Below are 14,193 nucleotides of genomic sequence, written 5' to 3'. Positions count from 1 at the left end.
ATACTGCCGACCCGACCGATCTCCACCCCGTTATAGGTCACCTTCGACCCCGGATCCATCACCAACCCCGCCCGCGCCGCCAGCATCGTCAACGACGCCTTGGGGGTGAAGTCACCGCGGAACTGTCCGTAGACCAGGCCCAGCGCCAGCGCGGCGACGAGCAGGGCCGCCAAGCCGACCCACTTGTAGGGCGGGGTCCGCTGCGCGTTCTTCTGACTCGGGGACGGCATGGCGCTACACCGTCAGCGCGAAGTTCGGGTTGACGCCGTAGAGCGCCAACGCGGCGGCCAGAACCACGACCTGCACCGACACCAAAGAGAAGCGCATTGACCGGCCGACCCCCTCGCCCACGCCCACCGGTCCGCCGCCGGCGTTGTACCCGTAGAAGCAGTGCGTGATCATCACGACCGCGGTGATGATGATGGCCTCGAGGAACGACCAGAAGACGTCGTCGGGCCGCAGGAACGTGCGGAAGTAGTGCTCGTAGGTGCCGTTGGACTGCCCGTAGAGGACGGTCGTGGTGATCTGCGGCGACAGGAAGCACATGATCATCGCCAACGAGTAGATCGGGATGATGACGACCAGGCCGGCCATGATGCGGGTGGTGGCCAAAAACGAGATCGACTTGATGCCCATGACCTCCAGGGCGTCGACCTCCTCGCTGATCCGCATGGCGCCCAGCTCCGCGGTGGCGCCGGCCCCGACGGTGGCGGCCATCGCGATGCCGGTGACCACTGGGGCGGCGATGCGCACGTTGATCAGGGCGGCGAAGAAGCCGGTGAACGCCTCGACGCCGATGTTGCCCAGGGAGGCGAAGCCTTGGATGGCGACCAGCGAGCTGCCCGACAGTGTCACGAACCCGACGATGGCGACCGTGCCGCCGACGACGGCCATGGCGCCGGTGCCCATGCCGATCTGGGCGATGAGCCGCAGGGTCTCTTTGCGGTAGTGGCGCAGCGCGTGCGGCATGTGCCCGACGGCGACGGCGCCGAACCAGGCCATCTGGCCGATGTCGTCGAGCGCGCGGGCCGCGGCACCGCCGTAGCGGTTGAGGTTTTCCGCCGCCCGGGGGAACCGGGAGCGTAGGACGGCAGCGGTTGACATGTCAGTGACCCGTTCCGAATCGCACACCGATGGTCGTCAGCACCACGTTGACCGCGTACAGCGCGACGACGCAGAGCACGACGGTCTCGTTGACCGCGGTACCCAGGCCCTTCGAGCCACCGCGCACGGTCAACCCGCGGTAGCAGCCGACCAGCCCGGCGATCAGTCCGAAGATCGCGGCCTTGACCGTCGCGATCACCACCTCCGGCAGGCCGGTGATGGTGGTCAGGGTGGCGAGGTAGGCGCCGCCCGAGACGTTTTGCAGGTAGACGCCGAACAGGTAGCCACCGACCAGTCCCACGGTGATGACCAAGCCGTTGAGCAGCGTCGCGACCAGGGTCGCGGCGATCACGCGGGGCACCACCAGCCGGTGGATGGGGTCGATGCCGAGGACCTCCATCGCGTCGATCTCTTCGCGGATGGTGCGGGCGCCGAGGTCCGCGCAGATGGCCGTCGAGCCGGCCCCCGCGACCACCAGCACGGTGGTCAGCGGGCCGAGCTGGGTGACGGCGCGGACTGCGGCGCCGGCGCCGGACAGGTCGGCGGCGCCGAATTGGGCCAGCAGCACGTTCAGGGTGAAGATCAACAGCACGGTCAGCGGGATCGAGACCATGATGGTCGGCAGGAATGCCACCCGCATGATGAACCAGCACTGCAGGATGAATTCGCGGTATTGGAACGGCCAGCGGAACAGCGCGCGCCCGGTGAGCACGCACATCCGGAAGAAGCCCCCGACGAGGGTCAGCGGCGTCTGCAGCTGGTCGCGCACGTAGCCGACCAGGTAGGGGCCCCGTCGACTCGTCGACGTCGAAGTCACCGCTGCCCCCTCAAGCCGCCGCCACGCGCCTCTCGGCACCGCGGCGGATCGTGTAGTACGTCTCGCTCCCCCGCCGCCGCGCGGTCGAGGACGCCCCCACCTCGCCGCGACCCCACTACTGTGACCATCGGCTCCCTACTGGCAAGTAGTAACGGAGACCACAGGAATGTACCCGATGGTCTCGAACGTGTGAACCGCATCCGCACAATTAACCCTTCGCCAACAGCGGGCAAACGTTACAGCTCCCCTCACTGTCCAAGTCAAATCGTTGAATCTCTTGCCGTAGAACGGATCTAGTCGTTGGTCGCGGCGCCATAGCGGACCCTTAGCTCAGTCTTGAGAACCTTCCCGGCGGGGTTGCGCGGCAGCGCGTCGACGATCTCGAGCGCCTTCGGATGCTTGTAGCGGGCGAGCCGCTCGGCAAGGAAGTCGGCGAGGTCGTCGAGCCGCAAGGTATCGCCCGCCACGGCCGCCACCGCGATCGGCACCTCGCCCCACTTCTCGTGCGACCGGCCGATGACGGCGACCTCGACGATGGCGGGGTGGCTGGCCAGCACGTTCTCCACCTCGGCGCAGTAGATGTTCTCCCCGCCGGAGATGATCATGTCCTTCTTGCGGTCGACCACCCACACGTAGCCGTCGGCATCCATGCGGACCAGGTCCCCCGAATGGAACCAGCCACCGGCGAAAGCCTCGGCGGTGGCCTCCGGGTTGTTCCAGTAGCCGCTCATCAAAGTTGATGCGCGATAGACGATTTCGCCGACTTCACCGACGGGGACGTCGTTCATGTTTTCGTCGACGACCCGGGCGGCGACCGTCGGGATGACCTTGCCGACCGACCCGCGTTTGCGGATCGCGTCCTCGCCCAGCAGCATGCAGGTGACCGGCGACATCTCCGTCTGGCCGAACGCCGCGAGGATCTGGCAGCCCGGAAAGATCGCGGACATCTCCCGCAGCAGCGCGTCCGGCGCCGGTGCCGCGCCCCACGAGATCACCCGTAACTTCAGGTCGCGGGGGCGGGCGCGTTGCTCGGCGCAGACGGCCTGCCATTGCGCGGGCACCAGGAAGATTCCGGTCACCTTCTCGGCGGCCAGGATGTCGAGCAGCTGGCCGGGTTCGAACGCGCCGAGCGGATAGATCACGGTGGGGAGGCCGAGCAACAGGCCGGTGAGCATGTTGCCGATCCCCGCGATGTGGAAGAACGGCACGCCGATGAAGCCGACGTCGCCGTTGATGTCGGCGCCGTTGGTGTACAGACCCGTCATGGTCTGGCCGGTGAGGTTCGTGTGCGTGAGCACCGCGCCCTTGGGGCGCCCGGTGGTGCCGGAGGTGTACATGATCAGCGCCGGCGAGTCGTTGGGGATGTCGGCGGGTTCGGCCAGCTCACCGGGTTCGTCGATGAGGTCCTCGTAGCCCAGCACACCGTCGTCGGTCGGCGCCCCCGCCACCACGATGGTGTCCAGCAGCCCGTCGATCTCGCGGACCGCGACGGCCACCGGGGCCAGGACCGGTTCGGTGACGACCACCCGGGCCGCACAGTCCTGGACCAGGAAGGCGATCTCCGGCGCGGTCAGCCGGAAGTTCAGCGGAACCGCGATGCCCCCGAGCATGTTGACGGCCAGCGTCGCCTCGACGAACTCGGTGCGGTTGAGCATCAGGATCATCACGCGATCGCCGAAGCCGACGCCACGGCGGCTCAGCGCGTCGGCCAGCGCCGCGACCCGGTGGCGCAGGGCGCCCCAGGTGACCGTCTTGCCCAGGAATCGCAACGCCGTCGCGTCCGGCTGCATCAGCGCGTGCCGTTCCAGCTGGTTCACCCAGTTCTGACGGCGCGCGAGGTACGGCTGCCCCGCGGACGGGTGCGGTCCTCGCGCCGGATGGTTGGCCAGTTGCGCGGTCAAACGCAGCACTTCCCTTCACTCGCGCACCGCTTGCGCCGGGTTGATATTTGATAAAACATGGTGTTGTCTGGGTCACACTATGGCCTGCACCGGTCGCTGACAAGACCCGACGGTCACAGTCGAAACCCATTCGAAACCCGGACAAAACTTCACCGCGGCGTCCGTCGTCACCCCCGAAAGCCCTGGCAGCCCTGTGAACGCACCGACATCCATCCGAACGAGGGGTCGGCGGCCGTTGCGGCGGGCGCAGCTGTCCGACGAGGTGGCCGGGCACCTGCGGGCGGCGATCATGTCGGGCCGGTTGCGGGCCGGCACCTTCATCCGGCTCGACGAGACGGCGGCCGAGCTCGGCGTCAGCGTCACCCCCGTGCGGGAGGCCCTACTCAAACTGCGCGGCGAGGGGATGGTGCAGCTCGAACCGCACCGGGGTCACGTGGTGCTGCCGCTGACCGAGCAGGACATCGAGGACATCTTCTGGTTGCAGGCCACGATCGCCAAGGAATTGGCCGTCGCGGCGACCGCGCACATCACCGACGCCCAGATCACCGAATTGGACCGCATCAACGAGACCCTCGCCGCGGCCGTCGGGTCCAGCGACGCCGAGACGATCGCGGGCATCGAGTTCGCGTTCCACCGCGTGTTCAACCAGGCCGGCGGGCGGATCAAGCTGGCGTGGTTTCTGCTCAACGCCGCGCGGTACATGCCGGTGCCGGTCTACGCGGGCGACCACGAATGGGGGCGGGCCGCGGTGGATAACCACCGGCAGCTGATCGGCGCGCTGCGCCGGCGGGACACCGCGGCCGTCGTCGAGCACACCGTGTGGCAGTTCACCGACGCTGCGGACCGGCTGCGCGAGCTGCGCAAGCGCACCGCGGTGTTCGACTGAGCGGCGCACCGCCGGGTCGGGCCGGTCGCCGCCGCCCGCGTCACGTCGCGGCGAGTTGCTCGGCGCGTTCCTTGAGCTTCCCCGCGAGGTGGTCCAGGACGTTGTTGAGCAGCTGCTTGACCATCGGCGCGGGCACCGGCATCGACGTCTCGACGTCCATGTCGACCGTCAGCAGGCTCGTCGGCCCCATCGCCACCACGCTGAACAGCTGTTCCTGCTTGGTGAACAGGTCACCCTGCTGCAGGACGGTCTGGATCTGGTTCTCCCCGGGGTAGTACACGGCCTGGATGAAGACGCCCTTCATGCCTTGATAGTCGGTGTCGAGCCGCAACTGGCTGGGCCGCCCGTCGTCGTAGCGGGCCAGCACCCACAGCCCTTCGATCTCCTCGTTCCACCGGGGGTACGACTCGAAGTCGGCGACGATGGACATGATCAACGCGGCGTCCGCACTCACCTCGACGGTCTTGCTCAAGACTGGCATTGGCGAAGCATAGCGGGGCGGCCGTCGCGCCCGGGCGGCGCGACGCGGCGGCCGACGACGGCGAAAGCCCCGGCGGGAAAACGTTTCTCGGGGTCAGCGGTCCACTTGGGCGGTGGCCAGCAGGGCCCGCACGGCGTCGGGAATCCCGACGGCCTTGCGGGTGGTCCGGTCGACGTAGACGTGCACCCAATGGCCCAGCGCGGTGATCGGCTGCGCCGGGTCGTCCCCCTGGTCGGCCGGCGCCCGGAAGACGCCCAGCCGATAGGTGACGCTGCTGCGGCCCAATCGGGTGACCGCCAGGCCCACCGACAGGGTTTCCGGGAAGTGCAGCTCCGAGAAGTACCGGCACCCCGACTCGGCGACGATGCCCAGCGCGGGCGTGGTGAGCGGGTCCAGCCCGGTGCTGGTGTTGATCCAGGCGTTGATGGCCGTGTCGAAAAGCTGGTAGTAAACCGCGTTGTTGAGGTGGCCGAACATGTCGTTGTCGGCCCAGCGGGTCAGCACCGGCCACAGCACCGGAAAGTCGTTGCTGGTCAGCTTCTCCGGAGCGGGCGGAACCACCGGGGCGGAACTCATGGTTGTATTTCAGCATGGTTCAGATTCGGGGCGCGGTGCTGGACCACATCGGTTCGCCCCGCCCCTACGCGCAGTCCCGTCCCATCAGCGTCATCGACCTGGAACTGGGACAGCCGGGCGACGGCGAGGTGCTGGTGCGCATCGAGGCGGCCGGGATCTGCCACTCCGACCTGTCGGTCGTCGACGGTAACCGGGTCCGACCGACGCCGATGCTGCTCGGCCACGAGGCCGCGGGCATCGTCGAGCAGGTGGGCCCTGGGGTCGACGACCTCGCGATCGGTCAGCGGGTGGTGCTGGTGTTCCTGCCGCGCTGCGGCCACTGCGCGGCCTGCGCCACCGGGGGCCTCACGCCGTGCGAACCGGGCAGTGCGGCCAACAACGCCGGCACGCTGCTCGGCGGTGACATCAAGCTGCATCGCTCCGGCGATCGGGTGTTCCACCACCTGGGGGTGTCCGGTTTCGCGACGCACGCGGTGGTGAACCGGGCCAGCGCTGTGGCGGTGCCCGACGACGTGCCGCCGCAGATCGCCGCGCTGCTCGGCTGCGCGGTGCTCACCGGGGGTGGCGCGGTGCTCAACGTCGGCGCTCCGCGGCCCGGCCAGGCCGTCGCGGTCGTCGGCCTGGGCGGCGTCGGCATGGCGGCGGTGCTCACGGCGCTGACCTACGACGGCGTGCGCGTCGTCGCCGTCGACCAATTGCCGGAGAAGCTGGCCGCCGCACGCCGGTTGGGCGTCCACGACACCTACACCCCGCAGCAGGCCGCCGACGCGTCCGTCAAGGCCGCGGTGGTGATCGAGGCCGTCGGCCACCCCGCCGCGCTGGAGACCGCCATCGCGTTGACCGCGCCGGGCGGCCGCACCATCACCGTGGGCCTGCCGCCGCCGAGCGCGCGAATCTCGGTGTCGCCGTTGGGTTTGGTGGCCGAGGGCCGGTCGCTGATCGGCAGCTACCTGGGCTCCGCGGTGCCCAGCCGTGACATTCCGCGGTTCGTCGAGCTGTGGCAGTCCGGCCGGCTGCCGGTGGAGGCGTTGGTGTCGTCGACCATTCGGCTCGAGGACATCAACGAGGCGATGGACCACCTGGCCGACGGCACCGCGGTGCGTCAGCTCATCGAGTTCTGAAAGGCCCGTCGCAGGGCGTCGCCCTGCACGGCGAACAGCCGCTGCGCCACCGGCGAGTCGGGCAGCAGCGAGTCGAACCCGTGACAGGTTCCCGAGAACACGTGCAGCCCGGTGGAGACGCCGGCGCGCCACAGCTGCTGCGCGTAGCCGATCGCCTCGTCGCGAAACGGGTCGATCTCCGCGCAGGTGATCAACGCCATTGGCAGGCCGGCGAATTCGCGGTGGCGGGCGGGCGCGGCCGCCGCGGTGGCGGCGGTCCGACCCAGGTAGTGGCTCCACATCAGCTCGGCGGCCTGCGCGTCGAACGCCGGGCTGGCGCGAAACTCGGCCTTCGACCCGGTGGGGCGGTCGTCGAGCACCGGCTGGTGCAGCAGCGCCAGCGCCAGCGGCGGCAGCGACCCGCCGGCCGAGGCGTGCGCCAGGCAGGCGGCGAGGGCGGCGCCCGCGCTGCTCCCCGCGACGGCCAGGCGCGCCGGGTCGACGCCGAGACCGGTGGGCTCGGCGGCCACCCAGCGCAGCACGGCGGCCGCGTCGTCGAGCGCCGCCGGGTACGGGTGCTCCGGGGCCAGCCGGTAGTCGACGGACACGACCGTGCACCGGCCGCGCCGCGCGAGTTCGACGCACTGGCGCTGGTCGGTGTCCAGGTTGCCGAGCGCGAATCCGCCGGCGTGGCAGTAGACGACGGCCGGTGCCGGCGCGGCGGGGGCGCCGCGGTAGATCCGCACCGGCACGCCGGCCGCGACGCCGTCGGTGATCGACACGCCCCGAACGTCGACGAGGTCGGCCGCGGCGCGCCGGCGTTCGTTGAATGGTCGGCGGCTCAGTTGTATTGCCTCTAAAGAGAAGTCGGCCCTTGTGGTGGCGAGCGCGCGCAGCTGTGGGTCCAGCCGGTCGGTGCCGTCCAGGTACGTCACGGCCGGGGCCCGCCGCGCTCGGTCACGGGATCTGGAGGCATTGCCCGCCGTCGACGACCAGTTCGGAGCCCGTGACAAACGACGCTCGTTCGGAGACCAGGAACGCGACGGCGTCGGCCACCTCGCCGGGCCGGCCGATCCGCCCGAACATCGCCGTGTCGGCCAACCGGGTCTGGGTGGCCTGATCGAGCATCGGGGTGGCGATGGGCCCGGGGAACACCGCGTTGACCCGGACGCCCGCCGGGGCCAGTTCGGCCGCCGCCGCCTGGGTCAGGCCGCGCAGCGCCCACTTCGCGGAGCCGTAGGCGGTGTGCTGCGGGAACGGGCGGATCGCGCCGGTGCTGCAGATGTTGACGATCGAGGCGCCGGGTGCCTCGCGCAGCGGCCCGAGCGCCGCCCGCATCCCCAGGAAGGCGCCCAGGCAGTTGACGCGCCAGGCGCTTTCGAAGCCCTCGGCCGTCTCGTCGGCCAACGGCGTGCGGTGCAGCACGCCGGCGCAGTTGACCAGCGCGCTCAGGGCGCCGAACCGGTCGACGACCCGCCGCACCACCGTCTCCCATTGGGCGGCGGACGTGACGTCCAGGGCGAGGGCCAGCACCCGGTGATCGCCCAGCTCGCCGACGGCAGCGTCCAACTCGCCGGTGCGCCGGTCGCAGGCGGCTACCGAAAATCCTTCTTCGGCAAGGCGTTTCGTGATAGCACGACCTTGCCCGCCGGCCGCGCCGGTGACCACCGCCACGCGCGGGCCCGCCGCGTCACCCGTCATCGGCGCGCTCTTTCGTGGCGATCGCAATCTTGATCCGTTCGGGGTCCGGTGTGCAGGCCAGCCCGAAAGCGCTCTGCACGTCGTCGACGTCGAAGGTGTGGGTGAGGTACGCCTCGAGCAGCCCGGGGTGCTCGGCGACGAACTTGCCCGCCAACTCCAGCATGCGGCGCCGGTCCAGCGTGACCCCGGACTTCAGCGTCAGGTTCTTGCGCAGCATGCTGCGCATGCTGATCGGGTAGGCCTCGTCGTCGGCGACGCCGAAATAGAAGACGGTGCCGCCCGGCGCGGCCGCGTCGATGGCGTGCGCCAGGGTCGCGACCTGATGACCCACGGCCTCGATCACCACGTCCGCGCGGTCCGCGGCGCCCAGCCGGCTCACCCACCGGTCGCTGGTGGCCCGGACCGCCTCGTCGACGCCGAAAACGCGTGCGAGCCGGCGCCGGTCGACGGGGTCCACGCCGGTGACGCACCGGGCGCCGGCCGCCTTGGCGACGTAGGAGAACAGCAGGCCGATGGAGCCTTGGCCGAGGACGGCGACGCGGCGGCCAGCCAGATCCGGCAGCTGCTCGCAGGCGTAGAGGACACACGCCAACGGTTGCAGCGCGATGGCCTGCGCCGGGCGCAGCGCCGGATCGTAGGGGGCCAGCCCGTCACCGTCGCTGACGACCCGTTCCATCAGGCCGTCGAACCCGGAGGCCCAGCCGACGACGCGATCGCCCGGGCGGTGGCCGGCATGCCGGCTGGCGATCACCTCACCGGCGACCTCGTGGATGGGAAAGCCGTCCTTGCCGGCCGCGCTCGGCCCGTCGTCGCCCGGCAACGGGCCCCGCGTGCCGCGGAAGGCGGGCAGGTCGCTGCCGCACACTCCGGCGGCGGCGAACCGCAGCAGGACCTGGCCGTCGGCGAGGTCGTCGGGTGTGGGTTGCGGGATCGAGGTGCGCTCGAATTCGTACGGCGCGACGATGCGGTAGGACCACACCTCAGACCGCCACCGGGATCGTGTTCCATCCCCACTGGAAGCTCGACGGCAACCGGGTGGCGGCGTCCCCGTCGACGGTGTATTCGGGGACGCGGCGCAGCCATTCGGTGAGCAGCACGTCGATTTCCAGCCTGGCCAGGTGGTAACCGAGGCAGAAGTGCTGGCCGCGCCCGAACGCCAGCGAGCGGCGGATCGGCCGGTCCCAGACGAAGGCGTCGGGCTCGGGATACTCCCGCTCGTCGCGGTTGGCCGAGGCCAGCAGGGTGATGACGCGCTGGCCCGGCTTGATCGTGGTGCCGTGAATCGTGAAGGGCCGCCGCACCGTTCGCGCGAACCACTGGGCGGGTGCGCAATACCGGATCATCTCCTCGCGGGCGAGCGCTACGTTGACCGCCGGGTCGGCGCGCACGGCGGCCAGCTGCTCGGGGCGCCGGCTGAGTTCCCACAACCCGTGGGCGACGATCTTCGGCACGGTCTCCGTCCCGCCGATGAAGATGCAGAGCATCTGCGTCGCGGCCTCCGCGTCGGACAGCGCGCTGCCGTCGGGCAGCCGGTAGCGCAGCAGGCCGTCGACGACGGGCAGCGGGCCGCCCGAGGCGTCGGTGCGCCGGCGGCGGACCACAGGGGTCAGGAAGTCCAGGTAGTTGGGCCGCGCCTGCGCGGTGTCGACCCCCTCGCCGGGTGCGGACAGGCTGCCGGCGTTGACGGCCGCCAGTACCCGGGGCGCGAGATCGTTTGACAGGCCGAGCAATTCGCACACCATGGTGGCGGCGACGATGCCGCCGTAGTCCTGGGTCAGGTCGAACGAGCCGCGGGGCAGCAATTCGTCGAGGCGCTCGTTGGCCAGCGCGCGGATGCGGTCCGCCAAGCCGGTGACCGCCCGCGGCCGCAGCGGTGCCGAGTGTGCGCGCCGGATCTCGGCGTAGAGGTCGGTGTCGAACACCGCGTGGAACGGCAGGGGGTGCAGGGGCGGGTCTGCGACCGGCCCGTCGTTGTGCCGGGCCAGCGCCGAGGCGGGCGGTAGCGTGCCCTCCGAGGCGACGAAGGTTCCGTCGTTGACCTCCAACACCTGCCAGATGTCGTCGAACCGCGACAGGGCGAAGGTGTCCCATTGCGGCAGGTAGTACACCGGGTGTTCGTCGCGCAGGACGCGGTAGAACGGCAGCGGGTCGGCCATCACCGCCGCGTCGAACGGGTCGTAGCGAAAGTCGGTGCCCGTCACGGTCACTGCAGCGGTGACGGCGGTAGGGCCTGAAGGATGGAGTCTTCCCAGCCGTCGCGCAGGGCGGGTGCCACGCTCATCCAGGTCACGATCTCGGCGGGCGGGTTCTCCTTCCACGAGGGGTAGTGCTCGGCGAAGCAGTCCCAGCCGCCGTCGAGGGCCCAGTAGTGGATGACCTCGTTGTAGCGAAACGTGGTGGTGAACGACCCGAGCCACCGTTTGCCGGTGCGTTCCGACCATGGCACGTAGAGCCGCTCCAGCTCACGGATGTAGTCGTCCTGGCGCCCCGGCTTGGTCTGCATGATCTCCTGAATCACCAGCGGCGCGGTGAATTTCGCGTCCCGCAACTGCCCGAGGGTCCGGTTGCTGGGCCCCGGGTACATGATGCGGCCCTCGCCCGAAGCGCCGATTCCGGCCAGGTAGGCCGACCAGTCCCGGGCCGCCGCCTCGTGGCTACCGCCGCGGGTCTGAGCGGCACCGATTCGCGCGTAGTCGGCGAACCCGTCGATCTCCCAGACGATCGTCACCTGCGGCCAATGGCCGTTGTAGGGCGTGGACTCCCACAGGGCGAACAGCCGGGCGCCGAGCTGTTCGAGCATCGGCCGGTAGACCTCGGTGAACACCTCGGTGAAGCCGTCGCTGCGGCCGGATCCCAGGGAGACGGTCTCGTGCAGGTAGAGCAGCGTGTGACTGTGGTACTTCCGCATGCGCTCAGTCGAGCCGGATCAGCTCGGTGTCGATCGGCGAGCGGACATCGCACAGCAACGCCTCGACCGGGTCGACCGCGATCCCCGAAATGCCTTCCGCGGCAAGCGCGTAGCCCTTGAAGGTGCGGGCCGCCGCGCTCAACCGGTGTTGCGAGCGGGTGATCAGCCGGTTGACGCGCAGCGGCCACTCCTGGGCGGAGCGGCCCCACAGGGCGACCTCGGTCATGCGGTCGTCCAGGGACCGCAGCACCGTGTCGCGCACCCGCGTGTCGACGCTGAACGCCTCCGCGCTGACGGCCAGGGTGTGGCTCGTCGAGCCGGTGCCCAGCGTGGCGAACCGCTCTTCGAGGCCGAGGCCGCGCACGCCGAGGATCCGCAGCGCGCGGTCGTCGCAGCCGTCGGGAAGCAGCGCGGTCACTTCCCAGCCGGCCATCGCGCGGTCGTAGAGCCAGCCGCCGGCCGACTGGATGAGGTCGGCGACGCTGCAGGCCACGACGTCGAGCCGGTAGCGCAGCCGTTCGGTGTCCCGGAGCGGCGCAGCGCTGCTGCTTCTGCTGACCTTGAACGTCGGAGCGACCATCGATCCATTCCTCACCACCGCGCGCCGGGAGTGCACCGGCGTCGCTGCGCGTGTCCCATGGGGCTTGTCATCGGCTGCGGCCGCGACGCACCGCCCGGCGCCGTGGCTCACCGGACAGCGTGACACTGGTACCGGATTTTGTAAAGGTTCGACGGCTCAGGTCTGCCGGCGCGCCGCGAGTTCGGCGAGGACTTCCTCGGTGTGCTGGCCGAGCTCCGGTGCCGCCGAACGAGGCGCCCAGGGCGTGCCGTGGAAGTCCGCGGGCGTGGCCACCATCGGGATGACCCCGTTGCCGTCCGGAACGTCGACGATGCCGCCCGCGGCGTGAAACTGCGCGTCGGCCACGACGTCCTCGAGGCTGTTCACCGGTGACCAGAAGAAATCGGGCTCCCCGGCGAACACGTCGGCCCACTCGTCGAGCGGCCGCGTCGCGAAGACGGCGTCCAGTTCGGCGATCAGCTGCACCGAGTTCGCGGCGCGGGCGCGGGCGTCGGCGAACCGGGGGTCCTCGCCCCATTCGGGGCGGCCCACCGCGCGACACAGCGCCGGCCAGTGCCGCTCGGGCTCGAGCCCGACGATCCAGAACCGTCGACCGTCGGCGGCGGCGTAGTTGTTCATGCAGGGATTGCCCATCGACTCGCGCCGGCCGATCGCGATCGGCTGGCCGCTCATCAGGTAGGTGTTGAGATCGAAGCTGACCGTGTAGGCGCCCTGGCGGTACAGCGAGGTGGTCACCAGCTGGCCCGCGCCGGTGCGGGCGCGGGCCACCAGCGCCGCGCAGACGGCCGCGGCCAGCGTCATCCCGGCCGAGTGGTCGCCCATGCCGCCCCGTTGGAATGGGGGCGTGTCGCCGGGCCGGGTCAACAGGTGGGCCACGCCGGCGCGCGACCAGAATGCGGCGACGTCGTAGGCGGCGCGGTCCGCGTCGGGCCCGGTGTCGCCGTAGCCGGTGATCAGCCCGTAGACCAGTCGGGCGTTGCGCTGCGCCACCGAGGCGAAGTCCAGCCCCAGCCGTTGCAGGGCGCCGGGGCGCACATTGGTCACGAAAACGTCTGCGGTGGCGAGCAATTCGAAGGCGGTGTCGCGGCCCTCGGTGGTGGTGAGGTCGACGACGACGCTGCGCTTGGACCGGTTGTCCATCTCGAAGGGCGGGTTGACGCCCAGGTCGCAGCCCAGCATCCGGCCGAACATGCGGGCCGGGTCCCCGGCCGGCGGCTCGATCTTGACGACGTCGGCGCCCCAGTCGGCGAGGATGCCCCCGGTGGCCGGTCCGGCCACCCACACCCCGAGCTCGACGACCCTGACGCCCTCCATCGGTCCAGCCATGGCTTAGTTCCTACTCCACCGGGTCGCCCCCGGACCGAAAGGGTGCTCGCGCGCAGCGCCGTCAGGCCGGCACCGCGGTGGGGCGCCGGCCGAGACGGCCGTCGTCACCGAAGTCGGCGCGGTGGGCGGCGACGAAGTCCGCCACGGTCATCGGCGGGTGGCCGCTGATCACCTCGACGAGGTTGTTCTCCCCCGCGAAGATCCCGTCCTGGTAGTCCTGCGCCACACTGGCCAGGTGCTGGGCCAAGAAGTCCGACCAGCCCTCGGCGGCCAGCCGCGCGGTGAAGGCGGGGATGTCGACCGGCCGGTAACGCACCGGGATGCCCAGCGCGTCCGACATCTCCTGGGCGATCTCGTAGTGGTTTAGCTCGCGCGGCCCGACCAGCGGATATACCTGGCGGTCGTGCGGGGTCGGGTTTTGCAGGATGGCCGCGATGACGCGGGCCTGGTCGCTGGCGGCGATGGGCGCGTGCCGCCCGACACCGAACGGCAGCTCCAGCAGGCCCTCCTCGCCGGTGCGGCGCCACTGCCAGGTGAGCCACTCGGCGAAGAACGTCGGATGCAGGTGGGTGGTGGTGAACGCGAATCGATCCAGCACCCGCTCGGCGATCCAGTGCTGCTGCGCCGCATGGCTTTTCGCTTCGCGCCGGGCCGAGATCTGCGACATGTTCACCACCGCCTCGACGCCCGCCTCGCTGGCGGCCTGCGCGAAGATGGCGGTGGCCGGCAGCAGGTTGCCCGGCGCGATCGGGTAGCAGAAATACGCGGCGCTGACGCCCGCCATCGCCGAGCTGACGGCGCGGAAGTCGAGCA

The 14,193-nt window shown here is 70.5% G+C and carries 15 protein-coding genes and 1 pseudogene; 2 read left to right on the top strand and 14 right to left on the bottom strand.

Annotated features, from left to right (window positions below):
- The 4 genes and pseudogenes from A5714_RS14650 to fadD5 all read right to left on the bottom strand — a co-directional run.
- Positions 1-230 (bottom strand): annotated as a pseudogene (locus A5714_RS14650) (MCE-family protein MCE1A); the annotation flags it as partial.
- Positions 231-234: 4 nt separating this feature from the next.
- Positions 235-1,104, bottom strand: a complete 870-nt coding sequence (locus A5714_RS14645) for an ABC transporter permease (RefSeq protein WP_068068680.1) — start codon at positions 1,102-1,104, stop codon at positions 235-237.
- 1 nt (position 1,105) lies between these two features.
- Positions 1,106-1,921, bottom strand: a complete 816-nt coding sequence (locus A5714_RS14640; RefSeq protein ID WP_068286126.1) for an ABC transporter permease — start codon at positions 1,919-1,921, stop codon at positions 1,106-1,108.
- Positions 1,922-2,214: 293 nt separating this feature from the next.
- The gene (gene fadD5 / locus A5714_RS14635) at positions 2,215-3,822 is read right to left on the bottom strand and encodes a fatty-acid--CoA ligase FadD5 (protein WP_068286132.1); all 1,608 of its coding nucleotides are present in this window, start codon (positions 3,820-3,822) and stop codon (positions 2,215-2,217) included.
- Positions 3,823-4,015: 193 nt separating this feature from the next.
- On the opposite strand from fadD5, the gene A5714_RS14630 reads away from it, so the two are divergent.
- The gene (locus tag A5714_RS14630; RefSeq protein ID WP_068286124.1) at positions 4,016-4,708 is read left to right on the top strand and encodes a GntR family transcriptional regulator; all 693 of its coding nucleotides are present in this window, start codon (positions 4,016-4,018) and stop codon (positions 4,706-4,708) included.
- 40 nt (positions 4,709-4,748) lie between these two features.
- Here A5714_RS14630 and A5714_RS14625 read toward each other — a convergent pair whose 3' ends face one another.
- Positions 4,749-5,189, bottom strand: coding sequence for an SRPBCC family protein (locus tag A5714_RS14625; RefSeq protein WP_068068671.1), 441 nt, complete (start codon positions 5,187-5,189; stop codon positions 4,749-4,751).
- 93 nt (positions 5,190-5,282) lie between these two features.
- Complete coding sequence (locus A5714_RS14620) at positions 5,283-5,765, bottom strand: thioesterase family protein (protein WP_156671237.1); 483 nt, start codon at positions 5,763-5,765, stop codon at positions 5,283-5,285.
- 14 nt (positions 5,766-5,779) lie between these two features.
- Between A5714_RS14620 and A5714_RS14615 the strand changes: the two genes are divergently transcribed.
- Positions 5,780-6,886, top strand: coding sequence for an alcohol dehydrogenase catalytic domain-containing protein (locus A5714_RS14615; protein WP_068068707.1), 1,107 nt, complete (start codon positions 5,780-5,782; stop codon positions 6,884-6,886).
- Here A5714_RS14615 and A5714_RS14610 read toward each other — a convergent pair.
- From A5714_RS14610 to A5714_RS26645, 8 genes are all read right to left on the bottom strand, one after another.
- Positions 6,868-7,800, bottom strand: a complete 933-nt coding sequence (locus tag A5714_RS14610) for an alpha/beta hydrolase fold domain-containing protein (protein WP_068286120.1) — start codon at positions 7,798-7,800, stop codon at positions 6,868-6,870. The genes A5714_RS14615 and A5714_RS14610 overlap by 19 nt on opposite strands.
- A 22-nt stretch (positions 7,801-7,822) precedes the next feature.
- Positions 7,823-8,566 (bottom strand): SDR family NAD(P)-dependent oxidoreductase, encoded by a 744-nt coding sequence (locus A5714_RS14605; RefSeq protein WP_068286116.1) that lies wholly within the window; start codon positions 8,564-8,566, stop codon positions 7,823-7,825.
- Entirely contained in the window at positions 8,556-9,545 is a 990-nt protein-coding gene (locus A5714_RS14600) for a zinc-binding dehydrogenase (protein ID WP_068068661.1), read from the bottom strand. The genes A5714_RS14605 and A5714_RS14600 overlap by 11 nt, the downstream gene beginning before the upstream one ends.
- Position 9,546: 1 nt before the next feature.
- Entirely contained in the window at positions 9,547-10,722 is a 1,176-nt protein-coding gene (locus A5714_RS14595) for a cytochrome P450 (protein ID WP_068286129.1), read from the bottom strand.
- Between the two features lie 47 nt (positions 10,723-10,769).
- Positions 10,770-11,474: an NIPSNAP family protein gene (locus A5714_RS14590; RefSeq protein WP_068286112.1), complete on the bottom strand. Its 705-nt coding sequence runs from the start codon at positions 11,472-11,474 to the stop codon at positions 10,770-10,772.
- 4 nt (positions 11,475-11,478) lie between these two features.
- Positions 11,479-12,054: a hypothetical protein gene (locus tag A5714_RS14585; protein WP_068286109.1), complete on the bottom strand. Its 576-nt coding sequence runs from the start codon at positions 12,052-12,054 to the stop codon at positions 11,479-11,481.
- Positions 12,055-12,210: 156 nt separating this feature from the next.
- Positions 12,211-13,380, bottom strand: a complete 1,170-nt coding sequence (locus A5714_RS14580) for a CaiB/BaiF CoA-transferase family protein (protein ID WP_068068652.1) — start codon at positions 13,378-13,380, stop codon at positions 12,211-12,213.
- A gap of 61 nt (positions 13,381-13,441) precedes the next feature.
- The coding region (locus A5714_RS26645; protein WP_068286106.1) for an NmrA family NAD(P)-binding protein at positions 13,442-14,193 on the bottom strand (752 nt) is incomplete at its 5' end.

Origin of the sequence: Mycobacterium sp. E2462, assembly GCF_001672685.1 — a bacterium.
GTDB lineage: Bacteria > Actinomycetota > Actinomycetes > Mycobacteriales > Mycobacteriaceae > Mycobacterium.
This window is presented reverse-complemented; position numbering and strand designations above follow the sequence as displayed.